This is a genomic window from Kluyvera sp. CHPC 1.251, from assembly GCF_036759945.1.
Lineage (GTDB): Bacteria > Pseudomonadota > Gammaproteobacteria > Enterobacterales > Enterobacteriaceae > Kluyvera > Kluyvera sichuanensis.
The window spans coordinates 123,727-142,161 of the sequence record NZ_JAPKIC010000006.1; the positions used below are offsets into that span (position 1 = coordinate 123,727).

Annotated in this window: 21 protein-coding genes; 16 read left to right on the plus strand and 5 right to left on the minus strand. The window is 54.9% G+C overall.

Annotation, left to right across the window (positions count from 1 at the left end; translation table 11 throughout):
• Positions 1–41 precede the first annotated feature (41 nt).
• The 3 genes from V6940_RS13445 (at position 42) to sstT (ending at position 3,803) form a co-directional block, all read left to right on the plus strand.
• Positions 42–1,028, plus strand: coding sequence for a Gfo/Idh/MocA family protein (locus V6940_RS13445; protein WP_333496206.1), 987 nt, complete (start codon positions 42–44; stop codon positions 1,026–1,028).
• 273 nt (positions 1,029–1,301) lie between these two features.
• Positions 1,302–2,270 (plus strand): TerC family protein, encoded by a 969-nt coding sequence (locus V6940_RS13450; protein ID WP_185667880.1) that lies wholly within the window; start codon positions 1,302–1,304, stop codon positions 2,268–2,270.
• A 282-nt stretch (positions 2,271–2,552) separates the two neighbouring features.
• Positions 2,553–3,803 carry a serine/threonine transporter SstT gene (gene sstT / locus V6940_RS13455; protein WP_333496207.1) on the plus strand — a complete coding sequence of 417 codons (1,251 nt, stop codon included), beginning with the start codon at positions 2,553–2,555 and terminating at the stop codon, positions 3,801–3,803.
• Between the two features lie 19 nt (positions 3,804–3,822).
• Here sstT and V6940_RS13460 read toward each other — a convergent pair whose 3' ends face one another.
• The 3 genes from V6940_RS13460 to uxaC all read right to left on the minus strand — a co-directional run bounded on the left by V6940_RS13460 (position 3,823) and on the right by uxaC (position 7,370).
• Positions 3,823–4,374: a YgjV family protein gene (locus V6940_RS13460; RefSeq protein ID WP_333496208.1), complete on the minus strand. Its 552-nt coding sequence runs from the start codon at positions 4,372–4,374 to the stop codon at positions 3,823–3,825.
• Between the two features lie 81 nt (positions 4,375–4,455).
• Positions 4,456–5,943, minus strand: a complete 1,488-nt coding sequence (locus tag V6940_RS13465; RefSeq protein WP_333496209.1) for a UxaA family hydrolase — start codon at positions 5,941–5,943, stop codon at positions 4,456–4,458.
• Between the two features lie 14 nt (positions 5,944–5,957).
• A complete protein-coding gene (gene uxaC, locus V6940_RS13470; protein ID WP_333496210.1) occupies positions 5,958–7,370 on the minus strand; it encodes a glucuronate isomerase in 1,413 nt (470 codons plus the stop codon).
• 475 nt (positions 7,371–7,845) lie between these two features.
• Between uxaC and V6940_RS13475 the strand changes: the two genes are divergently transcribed.
• The 11 genes from V6940_RS13475 to V6940_RS13525 all read left to right on the plus strand — a co-directional run bounded on the left by V6940_RS13475 (position 7,846) and on the right by V6940_RS13525 (position 15,080).
• Positions 7,846–9,150, plus strand: coding sequence for an MFS transporter (locus V6940_RS13475; RefSeq protein WP_333496211.1), 1,305 nt, complete (start codon positions 7,846–7,848; stop codon positions 9,148–9,150).
• A gap of 129 nt (positions 9,151–9,279) precedes the next feature.
• A complete protein-coding gene (exuR, locus tag V6940_RS13480) occupies positions 9,280–10,056 on the plus strand; it encodes a transcriptional regulator ExuR (RefSeq protein WP_333496212.1) in 777 nt (258 codons plus the stop codon).
• Between the two features lie 305 nt (positions 10,057–10,361).
• Positions 10,362–11,024, plus strand: a complete 663-nt coding sequence (yqjA, locus tag V6940_RS13485) for a DedA family general envelope maintenance protein YqjA (RefSeq protein ID WP_333496213.1) — start codon at positions 10,362–10,364, stop codon at positions 11,022–11,024.
• 1 nt (position 11,025) lies between these two features.
• Positions 11,026–11,406, plus strand: coding sequence for an EnvZ/OmpR regulon moderator MzrA (gene mzrA / locus V6940_RS13490; RefSeq protein WP_333496214.1), 381 nt, complete (start codon positions 11,026–11,028; stop codon positions 11,404–11,406).
• Positions 11,407–11,553: 147 nt separating this feature from the next.
• Positions 11,554–11,922, plus strand: coding sequence for a DUF1090 domain-containing protein (locus V6940_RS13495; RefSeq protein ID WP_185667871.1), 369 nt, complete (start codon positions 11,554–11,556; stop codon positions 11,920–11,922).
• 26 nt (positions 11,923–11,948) lie between these two features.
• Positions 11,949–12,254 carry a DUF883 family protein gene (locus V6940_RS13500; protein WP_185667870.1) on the plus strand — a complete coding sequence of 102 codons (306 nt, stop codon included), beginning with the start codon at positions 11,949–11,951 and terminating at the stop codon, positions 12,252–12,254.
• A 2-nt stretch (positions 12,255–12,256) separates the two neighbouring features.
• Entirely contained in the window at positions 12,257–12,655 is a 399-nt protein-coding gene (locus V6940_RS13505) for a phage holin family protein (protein ID WP_333496215.1), read from the plus strand.
• Positions 12,652–12,942: a YqjK-like family protein gene (locus tag V6940_RS13510; RefSeq protein ID WP_333496216.1), complete on the plus strand. Its 291-nt coding sequence runs from the start codon at positions 12,652–12,654 to the stop codon at positions 12,940–12,942. Before V6940_RS13505 ends, V6940_RS13510 begins: the two co-directional genes overlap by 4 nt.
• A 193-nt stretch (positions 12,943–13,135) precedes the next feature.
• On the plus strand, positions 13,136–13,528 hold the full coding sequence (locus tag V6940_RS13515; protein WP_064542109.1) for a DoxX family protein: 393 nt from the start codon (positions 13,136–13,138) through the stop codon (positions 13,526–13,528).
• Positions 13,529–13,598: 70 nt separating this feature from the next.
• Positions 13,599–14,585, plus strand: coding sequence for a glutathione S-transferase family protein (locus V6940_RS13520; protein ID WP_220440909.1), 987 nt, complete (start codon positions 13,599–13,601; stop codon positions 14,583–14,585).
• Between the two features lie 129 nt (positions 14,586–14,714).
• Positions 14,715–15,080: a DUF805 domain-containing protein gene (locus tag V6940_RS13525; RefSeq protein ID WP_185667866.1), complete on the plus strand. Its 366-nt coding sequence runs from the start codon at positions 14,715–14,717 to the stop codon at positions 15,078–15,080.
• Between the two features lie 116 nt (positions 15,081–15,196).
• Here the strand turns inward: V6940_RS13525 and V6940_RS13530 are convergent, their stop codons facing one another.
• Positions 15,197–16,093, minus strand: a complete 897-nt coding sequence (locus V6940_RS13530; protein WP_185667865.1) for a LysR family transcriptional regulator — start codon at positions 16,091–16,093, stop codon at positions 15,197–15,199.
• Positions 16,094–16,197: 104 nt separating this feature from the next.
• On the opposite strand from V6940_RS13530, the gene V6940_RS13535 reads away from it, so the two are divergent.
• Positions 16,198–16,899 (plus strand): pirin family protein, encoded by a 702-nt coding sequence (locus V6940_RS13535; protein ID WP_185667864.1) that lies wholly within the window; start codon positions 16,198–16,200, stop codon positions 16,897–16,899.
• Between the two features lie 26 nt (positions 16,900–16,925).
• Positions 16,926–17,087: a hypothetical protein gene (locus V6940_RS13540; protein ID WP_333496217.1), complete on the plus strand. Its 162-nt coding sequence runs from the start codon at positions 16,926–16,928 to the stop codon at positions 17,085–17,087.
• A 33-nt stretch (positions 17,088–17,120) separates the two neighbouring features.
• On the opposite strand, the gene V6940_RS13545 is transcribed toward V6940_RS13540, so the two are convergent.
• Positions 17,121–18,425 (minus strand): L-cysteine desulfidase family protein, encoded by a 1,305-nt coding sequence (locus V6940_RS13545; RefSeq protein WP_333496218.1) that lies wholly within the window; start codon positions 18,423–18,425, stop codon positions 17,121–17,123.
• Positions 18,426–18,435: the final 10 nt, after the last annotated feature.

Genomic DNA, 18,435 nt, shown 5'->3' on the forward strand with positions numbered 1-18,435 from the left:
ACATTGACGAAAGAATCCCTTTATGGAGCCAGAAGGCGTTTATGATACGTTTCGCAGTGATTGGGACAAACTGGATCACCCGCCAGTTTGTCGATGCCGCGCATGAGACCGGCAAGTACAAGTTGACCGCCGTCTATTCCCGCAGCCTTGAGCAGGCACAGACCTTCGCCAACGATTATCCCGTCGAACATCTGTTTACGTCGCTGGACGCCATGGCGCAAAGCGAAGATATTGACGCGGTGTATATCGCCAGCCCAAACTCACTCCACTTCCCGCAGACAACGCTGTTTTTACAGCATAAAAAGCATGTGATTTGTGAGAAGCCGCTGGCCTCCAACCTGCATGAAGTCGAGCAGGCTATTGCCCTTGCGCGAGAAAACCAGGTGGTGCTGTTCGAAGCGTTCAAAACCGCCAGCCTGCCTAACTTCCAGATTTTGCAGCAGTCGCTGGAGAAAGTGGGCCCGGTTCGTAAGGCGTTTATCAACTACTGCCAGTACTCCTCGCGCTACCAGCGCTACCTGGACGGCGAAAACCCAAATACCTTTAATCCGGCCTTCTCCAACGGTTCGATTATGGATATCGGTTTCTACTGCCTGGCCTCCGCGGTAGCCCTGTGGGGCGAACCGAAGCAGGTACAGGCGTCTGCCAGCCTGCTGGATAGCGGCGTTGATGCGCACGGTATCGCGGTGCTCGACTACGGCGATTTCAGCGTGACGTTGCAGCACTCTAAGGTCAGCGACTCTACTCTGCCGAGCGAAATTCAGGGCGAAGCCGGTGCGCTGGTGGTGGAGAAAATCTCCGAGTGCCAGAAAGTCTCCTTCATCCCACGCGGCAGCAAAGCGCAGGATCTCAGCCAGCCTCAGCATATTAATACTATGCTGTATGAAGCCGAGGAGTTTGCGCGCCTGGTCGAAATCAACGAAGTGGACCATCCTGCCCTTGAAGTGAGCCGTATCACCGCGAAGGTTCAGACGGAAATTCGTCGCCAGACCGGCGTTGTTTTCCCGGCGGATGTCCCTGCCGCGTAAAACAACGTAAAGCACATGTTACAGGCCATTGACGAAATCAATGGCTTGTCATATTTTGTTACGTGCAAAGGGGAGTAACTTCCTTGTCGGTGGATCGTCATTACGATACGTGCAAAACCGTATCCGGTCGCCGAGCAACGGAAAACGAATGCGCCACCGCATTCGTTTTTAGTTGTAAGTGAGACCTTGCCGGAAGGCGAGGTCTATGCATAAAAAAGCAGCGGCTATCGTCTTCTGACGTTAGCCGTTTTTTTATGCGTAAGGAAAAAATCTATGAATACAGTCGGCACACCGTTGCTGTGGGGCGGATTCGCTGTCGTCGTGGTGATTATGCTCGCTATCGACCTGTTCCTGCAGGGCCGTCGCGGCGCGCACACCATGTCCATGAAACAGGCAGCAGCCTGGTCGCTGGTATGGGTCACCCTCTCATTACTGTTTAACGCCGCGTTCTGGTGGTATCTGGCGGAAACTCAGGGCCGCGCGGTCGCAGACCCGCAGGCGCTGGCCTTCCTCACCGGCTACCTGATCGAGAAATCACTGGCGGTAGACAACGTCTTCGTCTGGCTGATGCTGTTTAGCTACTTCTCTGTGCCTGCGGCGCTGCAGCGCCGCGTGCTGGTTTACGGCGTACTGGGCGCGATCGTGCTGCGTACTATCATGATCTTCGCGGGAAGCTGGCTTATCTCCCAGTTCGAATGGCTGCTGTATCTTTTCGGGGCATTCCTGCTGTTCACCGGGGTTAAGATGGCGCTGGCGAAGGAAGATGAAGGCGGGATTGGCGACAAACCGCTGGTGCGCTGGCTACGCGGGCATTTGCGGATGACCGACAAGATCGAGAACGAGCACTTCTTTACCCGTAAGAACGGCGTGCTGTTTGCTACACCGCTGCTGCTGGTGCTGATTCTGGTTGAGTTGAGCGACGTTATCTTCGCGGTCGACAGTATTCCGGCTATCTTTGCGGTCACCACCGATCCGTTTATCGTACTGACCTCTAACCTGTTTGCGATCCTCGGTCTGCGTGCGATGTACTTCCTGCTGGCTGGCGTGGCAGAGCGCTTCTCCATGCTGAAGTACGGGCTGTCGGTAATCCTGGTGTTTATCGGTATCAAGATGCTGATCGTCGATTTCTACCATATCCCAATCTCGGTATCGCTGGGCGTGGTCGGCGGGATCCTGGCATTCACCCTGATTCTCAACGCCTGGGTTAACCACCGAAACGACCTGAAAAAACAGAAGATGTAACCCCCTTCCCGGCCGAGCGCAGCGACGCCGGGAACGGCTCCGAGCCTCCCCGGGGTCGGCGTGAACGCCTCGCCCGGGCGACTTTCATACTTCAATCTACGTCACACAATGTAAATTATTGGTTAAAAAATATGATGTGTGGCGTAAATTCCAGCATTTTACACTTCCCCAAACCACGACTTTCCTTATACTCGATCGAGCAAACACTTTTTTACATCCAGACATAAACGTAACAAATAATACGTCGCTGGAAAGACACAACTCATCACGTTAAGGAATGCAATGATGACACAACAACCCGCATCATCTGGCTTCATGCGTCTTCTGACCCAGGGTAGTCTGGTTAAACAGATCCTGGTTGGACTTATCCTCGGTATTCTCCTGGCGCTGGTTTCGAAACCTGCCGCTATCGCTACCGGCCTGCTTGGCACGCTGTTCGTCGGCGCGCTGAAAGCCGTTGCGCCAGTGCTGGTATTAACGCTGGTCATGGCCTCAATCGCTAACCACCAGCAGGGCCAGAAAACCAATATCCGCCCCATTTTATGGCTCTATCTGTTCGGCACCTTTGCCGCAGCACTGACCGCCGTTGTCGTGAGCTTTATCTTCCCTTCCACGCTGCAGCTTTCCACTAGCGCAACGGATATCACGCCGCCAACCGGTATTGTGGAAGTCATGCATGGGTTGCTGATGAGCATCGTCGCGAACCCAATCCACGCGCTGATTAACGCCAACTACATCGGCATTCTGGTGTGGGCGGTCGGTCTGGGCTTCGCGCTGCGCCACGGCAATGAGACCACCAAAAATCTGGTCAACGACCTGTCAAACGCGGTTACCTTTATCGTGAAGGTGGTGATTCGTTTTGCCCCTATCGGCATCTTCGGCCTCGTCTCTTCGACGCTTGCCACTACGGGCTTCTCCGCACTGTGGGGCTACGCGCAGATTCTGCTGGTACTGGTTGGCTGTATGGCGGTCGTCGCGCTGGTGATTAATCCACTGCTGGTCTATTTGCAGATTCGCCGCAACCCGTATCCACTGGTGCTGATGTGCCTGCGCGAAAGCGGCGTGACCGCCTTCTTTACCCGCAGCTCGGCGGCGAACATTCCGGTCAACATGTCGCTGTGTGAGAAGCTGAATCTGGACCGCGATACCTATTCGGTTTCTATTCCGTTGGGGGCAACGGTGAATATGGCGGGGGCGGCGATTACCATCACCGTACTGACGCTGGCGGCCGTACATACGCTGGGTATTGCTATCGATCTGCCAACTGCGCTGCTGCTGAGCGTCGTGGCATCGCTCTGCGCCTGCGGCGCTTCCGGCGTGGCGGGCGGTTCACTGCTGCTGATCCCGCTAGCCTGTAACATGTTCGGTATCCCGAACGAAATCGCCATGCAGGTGGTGGCGGTCGGCTTTATTATCGGCGTGCTGCAGGACTCTTGCGAAACGGCTATTAACTCCTCCACTGACGTGATGTTCACCGCTGCCGTATGCCAGGCAGAGGATGCGCGTCTGGCGAAGAACGCCCTGCGTAGCTAACGCTCTGACCCCTTCGCCATCAGGCGGAGGGGTTCTCTTCCTGCACTTTCTTCTCGACCTTAAACGGGTCAATCCCTTTACGCTGCATCCGCCAGAAGCGAATGATGTTCAGGCCGTTCATCACCAGGAAGCTGCCCTCAATCATCGTGCCGCCAATCGAGCCAAGCCAGAAGTTATGGATAACCCAGCAAAGCGTGGAGCACCACATCACGCAGCGTACCGTCAGCCCCTGACAGCGGAACAGCGCCCAGGTACTGGCCACCGTGCCGGCGATCGGCAGCAGTTCCATTGCATGGTGTAGTTTGCTAAGCCCAAGAATCAGCGTCAGCGCAATAAAGACAAACATTACCCAGATCCGGCGCGTGTAGACCGAAATAATGGTTCGGATAACGTTCAGCTCGGCGCTCATCCCGGCGGGAATCGCCCCCATCAGGAAGAAGTGCACGCCAATGGTGGCGCTGTAGAGCGAGAGCTGGAACTTAAAGCGTCGTTCATCGCGGTTGATGAAGGTAGTGATACCGATGATAAATGCCAGAACGCCAACGCCCTGGGCCAGCCAATACGCCGTCATGAGAGGTCCTTGTTAAACAGCATAAAAAAACGGCGTTTCACACAATGAAACGCCGTTTTATCGTATCAGATCACATTTTTATTACAACGTGACGCCGCTCTTAAAGATAGCCAGCTCGCGGAAATCATTGCGCTCGTTGCAGGTCTGCTTGCCGTTGGCGAAGTCGACGATAACGTCAACAAACTCTTCCAACAGCTGAGGCATCGCTTTACCGTGAATCAGTTGGCCAGCATTGAAGTCGATCCAATGTTTCTTCTTCTCAGCCAGTTCGCTGTTGGTGGCAATTTTCACCGTCGGCACAAAACCACCGTAAGGGGTACCGCGACCGGTACTGAACAGCACCATATGGCAGCCCGCGCCCGCCAGGGCACTGGTGGCTACCGCATCGTTACCCGGTGCGCTGAGCAGGTTCAGACCGTGCGTCTTCAGGCGTTCACCGTAGCGCAGAACGTCAACCACTTTGCTGGAACCCGCTTTCTGCGTGCAGCCCAGTGATTTATCTTCCAGCGTAGTGATACCGCCCGCTTTGTTGCCCGGCGATGGATTCTCGTAGATTGGCTGGTCGTGGGCAATGAAGTACTGCTTAAAGTCATTGACCATGGTCACCAGCTTGCCGAAGGTCTCTTCGTCACGACAGTGGCTCATCAGCAGCTGCTCGGCGCCAAACATTTCTGGCACTTCAGTGAGCACGGTGGTGCCGCCATTGGCAATCACGTAGTCGGAGAAACGACCCAGCATCGGGTTGGCGGTAATGCCGGACAGGCCATCAGACCCACCGCACTCCAGACCAAACTTCAGCTCGCTCAGTTTACCCGGCTCGCGTTTGTCATTGCGCATCACGCTGTACAGCTGATGGAGATGTTCGATCCCTGCTTCCACTTCGTCTTCCTGGTGTTGGCAGACCATAAAGTGAACGCGTTCAGGATCGAACTCCCCTAAGGTTTCACGGAAGGCGTCAACCTGGTTGTTTTCACAACCCAGGCCTACCACCAGCACCGCGCCCGCATTCGGGTGACGCACCATGTTTTGCAGCATGGTGCGGGTGTTGATGTGGTCATCACCCAACTGAGAGCAACCGTAGGTGTGGCTGAAGAGATGAACGCCGTCGATACCTTCGGCATCGTTGGTCTCTTTCAGGAAACGGTTCTGCATCTGGCGAGCCATGGCGTTCACGCAGCCCACGGTCGGCAGGATCCAGAGTTCGTTACGCACGCCCACGTCACCGTTCGCACGGCGGTAGATCTGCACGTCACGATCGACGGGCTGGGCAACCTCTGCCTGGAAATCAGGTTGGTAGCTATACGTGTCCAGATCGCTCAGATTGGTGCGCGTGTTGTGAGCATGAATATGCTCGCCCGCCGCCACATCCACCAACGTATGACCAATAGGTAAACCGTACTTAATGACGTTTTCACCCTTCGCAATATTGCATAAGGCGAACTTGTGGCCACGCGTTACCGCCTGACGCAGGGTAATCACCTGCCCATCAACGGTGACGTCGGTTCCTTCGGCCAAATCAGCGAGCGCGACTGCGACGTTATCCAGCGCATGGATCTTGATGTATTGCATACCAACCCCAGACCTTAGTTCAGTTCAATGGCGAAGTAGTCACGCGCATTGTTAAAGCAAATGTTTTTCACCATCTCACCCAGCAGCTGGATGTCAGCAGGCGCTTCGCCCGCAGCAACCCAACGGCCGATCATCTGGCAAAGAATACGACGGAAGTATTCGTGACGGGTGTAGGACAGGAAGCTGCGGCTATCGGTCAGCATACCGACGAAGCGGCTCAGGAGGCCCAGCTGCGCCAGCTGAGTCATCTGACGTTCCATACCGTCTTTCTGATCGTTGAACCACCAGCCGGAACCGAACTGCATCTTGCCCGGCATACCTTCACCCTGGAAGTTACCGATCATGGTGCCCAGCACTTCGTTATCGCGCGGGTTCAGGCAGTACAGAATGGTTTTTGGCAGCAGATTCTGTTCGTTCTGTTTGCTCAGGAGCTTAGACAGCTCTTCAGCCATTGGGCGGTCATTGATGGAGTCAAAGCCGACGTCCGCACCCAGCAGTTTGAACTGACGCAGGTTGTTATTACGCAGTGCGCCGATGTGGTACTGCTGTACCCATTCGCGACGTGCGTACTCAGCGCCCAGGAAGACCAGTACGGCGGTTTTGAACTGGGCAACTTCGTGCTCGCTCAGGGTTTCACCCGCCAGGCGACGTGCCAGGATGCTATCCAGTTCCGCTTCGTTAGATTCCGCGAACAGAACAACGTCCAGCGCGTGGTCAGACACTTTACAGCCGTGAGCAGCAAAGTGATCCAGACGCTTAGTCAGCGCAGTCTGCAGGTCCGCAAAGCGACGGATGTCGGTGTCAGACACTTCACCCAGTTTCGCCATGTAGTCGTTGAAGGTAGCCAGTTCGATGTTGAAGGCTTTATCCGGGCGCCAGCTCGGCAGCACTTTCACGTCAAAGGAACCGTCTTTCGCTACGGCCGCATGATGTTCCAGAGAATCGATCGGGTCATCGGTGGTGCCGACCATTTTCACGTTCATCTGCTTCATGATGCCGCGTGCGGAGAATTTATCCTGAGCCAGCAGCTCGTTGCACTCATCCCAGATTTCACCAGCAGTAGTCGGTGACAGCAGTTTACCGGTGATGCCGAATGGGCGACGCAGTTCGAGGTGAGTCCAGTGGTATAACGGGTTGCCGATGGTGTGCGGCACGGTGGCAGCCCACGCGTCAAACTTCTCGCGGTCAGACGCATCGCCGGTACACAGGCGTTCAGCTACGCCGTTGGTACGCATTGCGCGCCACTTGTAGTGGTCGCCTTTCAGCCAGATGTCATACAGGTTTTTAAAACGATAGTCTTCCGCAACCTGCTGTGGTGGCAGGTGGCAGTGATAGTCGAAAATCGGCTGATCTTTTGCGTAGTCGTGGTACAGACGGCGGGCAAATTCGGTGTCTAACAGAAAATCTTCAGTCATGAACGGGGTCATTATCGTCTTCCTCTCAACGAGTGGGTCAGATGTTTATCTGTAATGCTGTCAAAGTTATCACACCAATTTCGTTCAACCGAAGATTTTTTCGTGAGTTAGATCAATAAACCTTGACAAAAAATGACAGAAAAAATGATGAAACGCCCCTGCAAGCCGCGCCGCGCCTGGCCTGGCCTATCTACCCCTTAAACCGTACGGAAAATACCTCTTTTGTGACGGTATTCACCTTTTAAAGTTGTATGACAAGTTATCTTGCACCCCGTCGAAACACATTGAACGACGGAATGCAGTCGACGTGGTCGATACAGACACCTGATTGAGCGGTACGGATACCGAATTCAGCACGCGTACTTACTGGCAAGTTCGGGCCGTACCGGGAAGTTTACTCCGGTAAGCCCCTTCGAGAATGACATCTTCCGGCAACACGGGAGGATGGCTGCAGGACTCGCAGTTATAACAACACGATGAGGTTTACATGCGTAAAATTAAAGGGTTACGTTGGTACATGATCGCACTGGTGACGATGGGCACCGTGCTGGGCTACCTGACACGTAATACCGTGGCGGCAGCTGCGCCGACTCTGATGGCTGAGCTGCACATTTCCACACAGCAATACTCTTACATCATCGCTGCTTACTCTGCAGCTTACACCGTGATGCAGCCGGTTGCCGGCTACGTTCTGGACATTCTGGGTACCAAAATCGGTTACGCCTTCTTCGCCGTTGCCTGGGCTGTTTTCTGCGGCGCGACTGCGCTGGCAGGCAGTTGGGGCGGTCTGGCCGTCGCACGTGGTGCGGTCGGTGCGGCTGAAGCAGCCATGATCCCTGCGGGTCTGAAAGCGAGCTCCGAATGGTTCCCGGCAAAAGAGCGTTCTATCGCAGTAGGTTACTTTAACGTCGGTTCATCTATCGGCGGCATGATTGCACCACCGCTGGTAGTCTGGGCAATCGTGATGCACAGCTGGCAGATGGCGTTCATTATCTCCGGTGCGCTGAGCTTCGTCTGGGCAATGTGCTGGCTCATCTTCTACAAACATCCACGCGATCAGAAAAAATTAACTGACGAAGAACGTGAATACATCATTGGTGGTCAGGAAGCACAGCACCAGACCAACAATGCGAAGAAAATGTCTCCATGGCAGATCATTCAGACCCGTCGCTTCTGGGGTATCGCCCTGCCGCGCTTCCTGGCTGAACCAGCATGGGGTACCTTCAACGCCTGGATCCCACTGTTCATGTTCAAAGTCTACGGCTTTGACCTGAAAGAGATCGCCATGTTTGCCTGGATGCCAATGCTGTTCGCTGACGTAGGCTGCGTACTGGGTGGCTACCTGCCGCCGCTGTTCCAGCGCTGGTTTGGCGTGAACCTGATTGTGTCCCGTAAAATGGTTGTCACCATGGGTGCACTGCTGATGATTGGCCCTGGGATGATCGGTCTGTTCACCAGCCCATACATTGCTATCGCCCTGCTGTGCCTCGGTGGCTTTGCTCACCAGTCTCTGTCTGGTGCGCTGATTACGCTCTCTTCTGACGTCTTCGGTCGTAACGAAGTGGCTACCGCGAACGGTCTGACCGGGATGGCGGCGTGGATGGCGAGCACCATGTTTGCTCTGGTCGTCGGTGCGCTGGCTGACACTATCGGCTTCAGCCCGCTGTTTGCCGTGCTGGCTATCTTCGACCTGTTAGGGGCGCTGGTTATCTGGACCGTCCTGCAGAATAAGCAGGCTGACGACGGTGAATCCGGCGCGAATCGCCCTACGCAACAGGCGACGCAAAACTAAACTGTAACGGATGTCCGTTTTCACAAAAGCCGCCTTGTTACAGGCGGCTTTTTTCATGTCATAATGTGGTTAGCTGCTCGTAAAAGTGGTATAACAAATTTAATCTGCCGTACCCTGCCTGGAGAGCATATGGAAATCGCCGACTCACGTCGCTTGTATCAGCAACTGGCCGCTGAGCTAAAAGAACGCATTGAGCAAGGCGTCTACCTTGTGGGCGATAAACTGCCTGCAGAGCGCTTTATTGCCGATGAAAAGAGCGTCAGCCGCACCGTGGTTCGCGAAGCGATTATCATGCTGGAAGTCGAAGGGTATGTTGAAGTCCGTAAAGGCTCCGGCATTCACGTCATTTCCAATCAGCCGAAATACCATCAGATGCCGGACGAAACGCTGGAGTTTGCCAACTACGGTCCGTTTGAGCTGCTGCAGGCACGTCAGCTGATTGAGAGCAACATCGCGGAGTTTGCCGCTACCCAGGTCACCAAGCAGGACATCATGAAGCTGATGGAGATCCAGGAAAACGCACGCAAAGAGCAGTGCTTCCGCGACTCCCAGTGGGATCTCCAGTTCCACGTGCAGGTTGCTCTGGCAACACAAAACACCGCGCTTGCGGCCATCGTTGAAAAAATGTGGACCCAGCGCGTGCACAACCCGTACTGGAAAAAACTCCACGACCATATCGACGCTCGCACCGTAGATAACTGGTGTGACGACCACGACCAGATCCTGAAAGCGCTGATTCGCAAAGATCCGCATGCGGCAAAAATTGCCATGTGGCAGCATCTGGAAAACACCAAGCTGATGCTGTTCAACGAAACCAGCGATGATTTTGAGTTCAATGCCGACCGCTACCTGTTTGCGGAAAACCCGGTCGTTCACCTCGATACGGTCGCTATCGGCGGCAAATAAGCGCCCTTGTCACTGCTCCAGGCTTACCTGACTTTTCACGTGGGTAAGCCTTTGTAAATCCCCTAGCCACTCCCCGCCCGAAACCGCAAAATCGTTCTGCAACAAATTGCAATTTCTATGACGGAAAACCGCGCCATTTGTTACAATTGCATGCATTTTGCCTTTTTGTTGTTCAGCAGTAGATTATTTTGCCAAAACAGGGACTGTTCAGCGCGTATTTACCGCGATGCTATTAAAATAGAAACAAGCAAAGACCGTCGCAGCGCGTTCAGGCATTACGTTAATCGATGTACCAGGAATCGTGAATGGAACTACTAACCCAACTCTTAAATGCCTTGTGGAGCCAGGATTTCGAAACCCTCGCTAATCCGTCCATGATCGGTATGCTCTATTTTGTCTTATTTATGATCCTGTTCCTTGAGAACGGTTTGCTGCCGGCTGCGTTTTTACCGGGCGATAGCCTGCTGGTGCTGGTCGGCGTACTGATTGCTAAAGGCGCAATGGGCTTCCCGCAAACGGTCCTTTTGCTGACCGTCGCCGCCAGCCTCGGCTGCTGGCTTAGCTATATTCAGGGCAAGTGGCTGGGCAATACCCGTATCGTCCAGAACTGGCTTTCGCATCTTCCTGCCCACTACCACCAGCGTGCGCACCATCTATTCCATAAGCACGGGCTCTCTGCGCTGCTGATTGGTCGCTTTATTGCGTTCGTTCGTACCCTGCTGCCGACCATTGCCGGAATTTCAGGCCTGAACAACGCGCGCTTCCAGTTTTTCAACTGGATGAGCGGCCTGCTGTGGGTGCTGATTCTGACCACCCTTGGCTATCTGCTGGGTAAAACCCCGGTATTCCAGAAATACGAAGACGCGCTGATGTCGTGCCTGATGCTGCTGCCGGTGGTCCTACTGGTCGTCGGCCTGATTGGTTCACTGGCCGTCGTATGGAAGAAGAAATACGGTAATCGGGGCTAAGATGGTAGCAAACCGCATTCTGCTACGTCGATTTGCCGTTAGTCTGGGCATGATGCTGGTGCTATGCCTCATGCTTTGGCTATGGGCTGCACTGCAGCGCGAAGAATCTACGCTGGCCATTCGCCCGATGAATCAGGCCAGCATGCCCGACGGCTTCTCCATTTCTCATCATCTGGACGCTAACGGCATTCGCTTTAAGAGCATCACGCCGAAGGATGATGCCTTATTGATTACCTTTGAATCCAGCGAGCAGAGCGCCGCAGCAAAGCGCGTGCTGGATAACACCCTGCCGCACGTCTACGTGATTGCGCTGCAGGATGAAGATAACGACCCGGCAAGCTGGCTGTCCCTTCTTCGTGATACCTCGCATCGATTTGGTTAGCCACTTCCAGGAATCCGAATACTTTCACCCGCTTTGGTGATTTTGTATTTTACTTACTATGCTTAGTATTGTGGGTGACGCAACGGCGCTACTCACATACCGGAAAAAGTACATGCCGATGTACTACGCACAATGGAAGGTTCATACATGAAATACCGCATCGTTCTTGCTCTTGCCCTCGCGTCTCTTAGTGCGAGCGCAGCAGCAACATCACTGTGTCAGGAAAAAGAGCAGGACATTCAGCGTGAGATTGGCTATGCCGAGAAGCATAACAATCAGCACCGTATCGACGGCCTGAAAAAGGCGCTGAGCGAAGTCCAGGCACACTGTACTGACAGCAAGCTTCGCGCCGATCATCAGGAAAAAATTGCGGAACAGAAGGATGAAGTTCGCGAGCGCGAGCAGGATCTGAAGGAAGCAGAGCAGAAAGGCGATGCGGATAAAGTGGCAAAACGCGAGCATAAGCTGCAGGAAGCCAAAAAAGAACTTAACGCGCTGGAATCCCGCGCATATTGAGTGGAAATCCTTAAAGGAGAGATACGATGGCTAAAGATTCGACATCAGATCAGTTACGCGCAGAGCTGAAGGCCCTGTCCGATACCCTGGAAGAAGTCCTGAATGCTTCCACCGACAAATCCAAAGAGGAGATGAGCAAGCTGCGCAGTAAAGCAGAGAGCGCGCTCAAAGAGAGCCGTGACCGTCTGGGCGAAGCGGGTGAAGTGCTGACGAAGCAAACGCGTGAAGCGGCGGCGAAGGCCGACGGCTACGTGCGTGAAAACCCATGGACCGGCGTCGGTATTGGTGCGGCTGTCGGGCTGGTGCTGGGCGTACTGCTGACGCGTCGCTAAGCATGAGTCAATCTCAACACGCGCCGGGGCCGGGAAAGAACATTCTCGGCATTGGCCAGCGCATCGTTACCCTCGTGGTTCAGATGGTCGAAACGCGGCTGCGCTTAGCGGTCGTTGAGCTGGAGGAGGAGAAAGCCAACCTCATCCAGATCCTGTTAATGGCCGGGCTTACCCTGCTGTTCACCGCGTTCGGCCTGATGAGCCTGCTGGTGCTGATCATGTGGGCAGTCGACCCGCAATATCGCCTTATCGTGATGGTCGCCACCACGGCAACGCTGCTGCTGCTTGCGCTGATTGGCGGCATATGGACCCTGCGCAAAGCCCGCCGTTCTACCCTGCTGCGCCATACTCGCCACGAGCTGGCTAACGATCGCGCCCTGCTGGAGGATGATGAACCATGAGTCCACGACAGGAGCGAGAGGAACGCAAAGCGTATTTGCTGCGGGAAATTCAACAGCAACGGCTGGATATGAGCGCCAGCCGTCGCGACTGGCTGGAGGCCACTCAGCCCTACGATCGCGGCTGGGACCGCCTGGTAAGTCTGCGCTCATGGGTGATGGTCGCCAGCAGCGCGATGGCGGTGGTTTCTCTACGTCATCCGCGTTTTCTGGTGCGCTGGGCCCGTCGCGGCCTGGGCGTCTGGAGCACCTGGCGCATGGTCAGAAATATCCTGCGCCGTTCCGTTTAGTCCTCCCTACTCTGCTTTTTCCGCTGCCATACATCATTGCTCAGATTCTTTGAAGAACTTCAACAGTTTTCCTTGCTAACAATTGTTATACGTCACAGTTATATTTCTCTCCATCGACAGCAACTACGCGCTATCAACGTGTAAACGCTCAATAAAACGGTTTAACTGCCCGCAAGGTTCTCTGGAGAGAAAGATGAAAAAATTAGAAGATATTGGTTTCCTGGTCGCACGTATTCTGATGCCGATTCTGTTTATCACCGCTGGCTGGGGCAAAATCACCGGGTATGCGGGTACGCAGCAGTATATGGAAGCAATGGGTGTCCCAGGTTTCCTGCTGCCACTGACCATTCTGCTTGAGTTTGGCGGCGGTCTGGCGATTCTGTTCGGTTTCCTGACTCGTACCACCGCGCTGTTCACCGCAGGCTTCACCCTGCTGACCGCCTTCATCTTCCACAGCAACTTTGCTGAAGGCATGAACTCGCTGATGTTTATGAAAAACCTGACCATCGCTGGCGGCTACCTGCTGCTGGGTATCACTGGTCCAGGCGCATTCAGCATCGACCGCGTGCTGAATAAAAAGTGGTAAGCGCACTATACTGAATGAATAAAAAAGCGAGGAGATATCTCCTCGCTTTTGCTATCTGGAGGAGAACATCATGGGACAATTGATCGATGGCGTCTGGCAGGACGTCTGGTATGACACCAAATCCACCGGTGGACGTTTCCAGCGTTCGGTTTCCGCATTTCGTAACTGGCTGACCGCCGACGGTGAACCGGGCCCGACCGGCAACGGTGGTTTCGCCGCCGAGAAAGATCGCTACCACCTGTACGTCTCTCTTGCCTGTCCGTGGGCGCACCGCACGCTGATCCTGCGTAAGCTCAAAGGGCTGGAGCCGTTTATTTCGGTTTCCGTCGTGAACCCGCTCATGCTGGAAAATGGCTGGACCTTCGACGCCGATTTCCCGGCTGCCACTGGCGATACCCTTTATCAGCATCAGTTCCTTTACCAGCTCTATCAGCATGCCGACTCCAGCTACTCCGGGCGCGTAACCGTACCGGTACTGTGGGATAAAAAGAATCAGACCATCGTCAGCAACGAATCTGCGGAGATCATTCGCATGTTCAATACCGCCTTTGATGCGCTGGGTGCCAAAGCGGGCGATTACTATCCGGTCGCGCTGCGTGAGCAGATTGACGAGCTGAATAGCTGGATCTATGACACCGTGAACAACGGGGTCTACAAAGCCGGCTTCGCCACCAGCCAGGCGGCCTATGATGATGCCGTCGAGAAAGTCTTTAGCTCACTGGATCGTCTGGAGAAGATCCTCGGCCAGCATCGCTACCTGACAGGTAACCAGCTCACCGAAGCCGATATTCGCCTGTGGACGACGTTGATCCGCTTCGATCCGGTCTACGTGACCCACTTTAAATGCGATAAGCATCGCATCAGCGACTATCTGAATCTGCACGGCTTCCTGCGTGATATCTACCAGATGCCGGGCATCGCTGAAACCGTCGATTTCGACCATATCCGCAACCACTACTTCCGTAGCCACAAAACCATCAACCCGACCGGGATTATCTCCATCGGACCATGGCAGGATCTGGACGAACCGCACGGCCGCGACGAGCGTTTCCGCTAAGCACACCGGGCATCGGTCCTCGATGCCCAATTAATTCACGCCATCAATATTTACCACCTTTTCATTCACGACTATCCTTAGCTTGATCGCTTTAAAAACAAGTGATTAATGGTCAACTGAGGCATAAAAATGGATTGGTATCTCAACGTTCTACGTAATTACATTGGGTTTGGCGGCCGCGCCCGTCGCAAAGAGTACTGGATGTTTATTCTGGTGAACGTCATTTTGACGTTCGTGCTGGGGGTGATAGACAAGATGCTGGGCTGGCAGCGCGCTGGCGGCGAAGGGATCCTTACCACTATTTACGGCATTCTGGTCTTTATTCCGTGGTGGGCTGTGCAGTTCCGCCGACTGCACGACACCGATCGCTCGGCGTGGTGGCTGCTGCTACTGATCATTCCGGTGATTGGCTGGATTGTGATCATCATCTTTAACTGCCAGAACGGAACGCCTGGCGACAACCGTTTCGGACCGGATCCGAAGCGTCTTTCCTGATCCCGGCATCGCTTCGCGACAGTTCGGGTCTTGTAGGCCTGATAAGCATAGCGCCATCAGGCAATTCGGTGCTGGTTGCCGGATGGCGGCGTAAACGCCTTATCCGGCCTACAACTCTATTTCGCGGTTAACAGCTTTTGAATCTCACGCAGACACCAGGACTTCGCTTCCCCCATGCTGTCGCGACGCCAGGCCATGATGATATCAATCTCGCTGGTATATTCCGGGCTCACCACGCGTAAGCGACCCTGCGCGATATCTTCTTCGACCATCGGATACGGCATGGTCGCTACACCCAGGCCGGCTAACAGCGCCTGACGCTTCTCTTCCATCGACGTGACCGTCAAACGCGGTTGCTTATCCAGTAGCTGTACCGTCAACACCGGACGTTCGCGGGCGGTATCGGCAATCGCCACGCCGCGATACTTCACGCGCGTCACTTCCGACAGCGGTTCGGCTTCCTGATGGATAGGGTGATCCGGCGCGGCGACATACACGTTCATCACCGAATAGAGCTTGCGGGAGTTAATCTCCGTCGATGAGCGGAAATGCATATCCGGTGCAATCACGATATCCGCTCGCCCCTGCTCCAGGCGCTCCCAGGCACCCGCCAGCACTTCGGTAATAATCGACAGTTGGGTATTGGATTTGGTCGCCAGCTTTTCCACCAGTGGGAACAGCGCAGAGGTTGGAATAAGCGCTTCTGCTACGATGGTGAGATGGGTTTCCCAGCCGCGAGCCAGCGCTTCGGCATCGGTCGTCAGCTTATCGGCGGCTTCCAGCAGCACGCGACCGCGTTCCAGCAGCATGCGGCCCACGTTAGTGAATTTTGTTCGATGACCCGAGCGGTCAAACAGTACCACGTCCAGCTCTTCTTCCAGCTTTTGCATGGTGTAGCTTAATGCCGAAGGCACGCGTCCGAGCTCATCAGCCGCGGCGGCAAAGCTTCCGCGTCTATCGATGGCATCCATTACTCGTAGTGCTTCCAGCGTCAGTGCTCTCTCTTTAGCCATGGCGTGCTCATTCAGTAAATTTGAACATACCGGGCAGAATATCTGGCTAACAATGCAGCGTCCATACCTTTACCATTGTTTTAGTGTAAAGGAGGGTCAAGAAGATGATTACCACAAGAACAGCGAAACAGTGCGGACAGGCAGACTTCGGTTGGCTGCAGGCTCGCTACACCTTCTCTTTTGGGCACTACTTTGATCCGAAGCTGCTGGGCTACGCCTCACTGCGCGTGTTGAATCAGGAAGTGCTCGCACCGGGCGCCTCTTTCCAGCCGCGCACCTATCCAAAAGTCGATATTCTGAATCTGATTCTGGAAGGTGAAGCAGAATACCGCGATAGCGAAGGCCACCATATTCATGCCAAAGCCGGTGAAGCGCTGCTGATTGCCACTCAGCCAGGCGTCAGCTACAGCGAGCATAATCTGAGTAAAGACAAGTCGTTAACCCGGATACAAATCTGGCTCGACGCCTGCCCGGAGCGCGAGAACTCGCGCGTGCAGAAGATCAAACTGAAAGAGATCGATCATCAACTGTTAGCCTCGCCGGACGGCAGCCAGCATAGTTTACAGCTGCGCCAGCAGGTATGGCTGCACCATATCGAGCTTGCCAAAGGCGAGCAGGTCAGTCTGCAGCTGCACGGGCCGCGTGCCTATCTGCAGTCGATTCATGGCACGGTTCACGCGCTGGCTCACGAGGCGGAAAAACAGTCTCTGACCTGCGGTGATGGGGCATTTATCCGCGATGAGAGCAATATCACACTCGTGGCTGATACCCCGCTGCGCGCTTTGCTGATAGATTTACCGGTGTAACGATTTTCAGGGACACCGAAAACAACATGAGTAAGCGAAATAACAAAAAGCAGCACAAGGCCGTCGTCGTTAAAGCACCACAGCCGGTCAGCGCGCCAAAAAACTTTGGTTTTGAAGAGATGCTGAACGAGCTCGAAGCGATCGTTTGTGAAGCAGAACGTCATCAGGCAGAAGAACACGCCGCCTGAGAAGCTGCCCCGGCCAGACACCGGGGCTACTTTTTACGCGAGCTTGCTCGCCATAATCTGAATCACCTGCTTGTCCGTCTGCTGCATGGAGTGACAGGCCAGCGAGCAAAGGTTGCTAATCGACTGCTCTACATCGTTCGCCACAATCCCCTCATTCCCGGTTACCGCCGTTTCATCCAACGCCATCAGCACCGCTTTCCATGCCGACGAGACGCTGGTTGATACCTTCATCGCGCAACTGTTGGACGCGCCATCGCAGATAATGCCGCTGACGTCGCCAATCATGCTGCTGATGGCCATCGAGATGCTGCGGTAGCTGCCGTCAATAAGCCAGCAGATACCGGCCGCCGCCCCCATCGAGGCCGTGGTCGCGGCACAAAGCGCAGAAAGCATCGGCAGCTGGTGGTGGATATAAATGGCCGTCAGGTGCGAAAGAATCAGCCCGCGGGCCATTTTTTCCTGTGAGCAGCCCAGATGCTCCGCGACCACCACTACCGGCATAGTCGCAGCAATGCCCTGGTTGCCCGAGCCGGAGTTGCTCATTGCTGGCAGGCAAGCGCCCCCCATGCGTGCATCAGAGGCCGCCGAAGTGCGGATCATGATGTCGGTCAGCAGATCTTTTGCCAGCAGCCCACGCTCGCGCTGACGTTGCAGGGTCGCGCCAATATGCAGGCCGTACGGTGCACGCAGCCCTTCATGGGAGAGCGCGCTGTTCAACAGGGCGGCATCAAGGATAAAGCTTATCTTTTCAAACGGCACCTGCTCGGCAAACTCAACGACCTGCTCCAGGGTGACGTTTTCAAGGGATGTTGTCTGCTCTTCTTCTGCGCCTTCGCAATTGCTGGCATCCAGCAGCGTCACGCCATTTTTCACTACGCGAATCACCCGCGTATGACCACCGGCAATGGTCACCGTCGCCGATTCATCGAGGGTATAGACCGTGGCGCTGGCGTACAACACGTCATCGCACGGGTCCTCCATGGTCACCGACACCTTACCGCTGGCTAGCAGAACCTTGGCCGCCGTAATATCTTCCACCGATGCGCCCTTCAGGACCTCTAACCCGGCCTGTGCATCACCGCCCAGCGCACCCAGCGCGGCGGCAATCGGCAGCCCCACCATCCCCGTCCCCGGCACGGTAACGCCCATGCCGTTTTTCATCAGGTTCGGCGACACTTTAGCCTCGATATGGCTGATACGTCCCGCCAGATGGGATGCTGCAATCGCGCTTGCCAGCGCCAGTGAGACCGGTTCGGTGCAGCCCATTGCGGGCTTCACGTTCTGTTTTACCGCCTGAATCATGTTGTCCCAGAGCGGATTCATTGATACATCAACCATATTCAATACC

Bases quoted from the DNA above. Each gene is read 5' to 3' on its own strand.
- V6940_RS13505 (WP_333496215.1), top strand. From the start codon at position 12,257: ATGAGTCAATCTCAACACGCGCCGGGGCCGGGAAAGAACATTCTCGGC.
- V6940_RS13540 (WP_333496217.1), top strand. From the start codon at position 16,926: ATGAGTAAGCGAAATAACAAAAAGCAGCACAAGGCCGTCGTCGTTAAA.
- V6940_RS13495 (WP_185667871.1), top strand. From the start codon at position 11,554: ATGAAATACCGCATCGTTCTTGCTCTTGCCCTCGCGTCTCTTAGTGCG.
- yqjA (WP_333496213.1), top strand. From the start codon at position 10,362: ATGGAACTACTAACCCAACTCTTAAATGCCTTGTGGAGCCAGGATTTC.
- V6940_RS13475 (WP_333496211.1), top strand. From the start codon at position 7,846: ATGCGTAAAATTAAAGGGTTACGTTGGTACATGATCGCACTGGTGACG.
- V6940_RS13520 (WP_220440909.1), top strand. From the start codon at position 13,599: ATGGGACAATTGATCGATGGCGTCTGGCAGGACGTCTGGTATGACACC.
- V6940_RS13445 (WP_333496206.1), top strand. From the start codon at position 42: ATGATACGTTTCGCAGTGATTGGGACAAACTGGATCACCCGCCAGTTT.
- mzrA (WP_333496214.1), top strand. From the start codon at position 11,026: ATGGTAGCAAACCGCATTCTGCTACGTCGATTTGCCGTTAGTCTGGGC.
- V6940_RS13450 (WP_185667880.1), top strand. From the start codon at position 1,302: ATGAATACAGTCGGCACACCGTTGCTGTGGGGCGGATTCGCTGTCGTC.
- V6940_RS13530 (WP_185667865.1), bottom strand. From the start codon at position 16,093: ATGGCTAAAGAGAGAGCACTGACGCTGGAAGCACTACGAGTAATGGAT.
- V6940_RS13515 (WP_064542109.1), top strand. From the start codon at position 13,136: ATGAAAAAATTAGAAGATATTGGTTTCCTGGTCGCACGTATTCTGATG.
- exuR (WP_333496212.1), top strand. From the start codon at position 9,280: ATGGAAATCGCCGACTCACGTCGCTTGTATCAGCAACTGGCCGCTGAG.
- V6940_RS13460 (WP_333496208.1), bottom strand. From the start codon at position 4,374: ATGACGGCGTATTGGCTGGCCCAGGGCGTTGGCGTTCTGGCATTTATC.
- uxaC (WP_333496210.1), bottom strand. From the start codon at position 7,370: ATGACCCCGTTCATGACTGAAGATTTTCTGTTAGACACCGAATTTGCC.
- V6940_RS13525 (WP_185667866.1), top strand. From the start codon at position 14,715: ATGGATTGGTATCTCAACGTTCTACGTAATTACATTGGGTTTGGCGGC.
- V6940_RS13535 (WP_185667864.1), top strand. From the start codon at position 16,198: ATGATTACCACAAGAACAGCGAAACAGTGCGGACAGGCAGACTTCGGT.
- sstT (WP_333496207.1), top strand. From the start codon at position 2,553: ATGATGACACAACAACCCGCATCATCTGGCTTCATGCGTCTTCTGACC.
- V6940_RS13465 (WP_333496209.1), bottom strand. From the start codon at position 5,943: ATGCAATACATCAAGATCCATGCGCTGGATAACGTCGCAGTCGCGCTC.
- V6940_RS13500 (WP_185667870.1), top strand. From the start codon at position 11,949: ATGGCTAAAGATTCGACATCAGATCAGTTACGCGCAGAGCTGAAGGCC.
- V6940_RS13510 (WP_333496216.1), top strand. From the start codon at position 12,652: ATGAGTCCACGACAGGAGCGAGAGGAACGCAAAGCGTATTTGCTGCGG.
- V6940_RS13545 (WP_333496218.1), bottom strand. From the start codon at position 18,425: ATGGTTGATGTATCAATGAATCCGCTCTGGGACAACATGATTCAGGCG.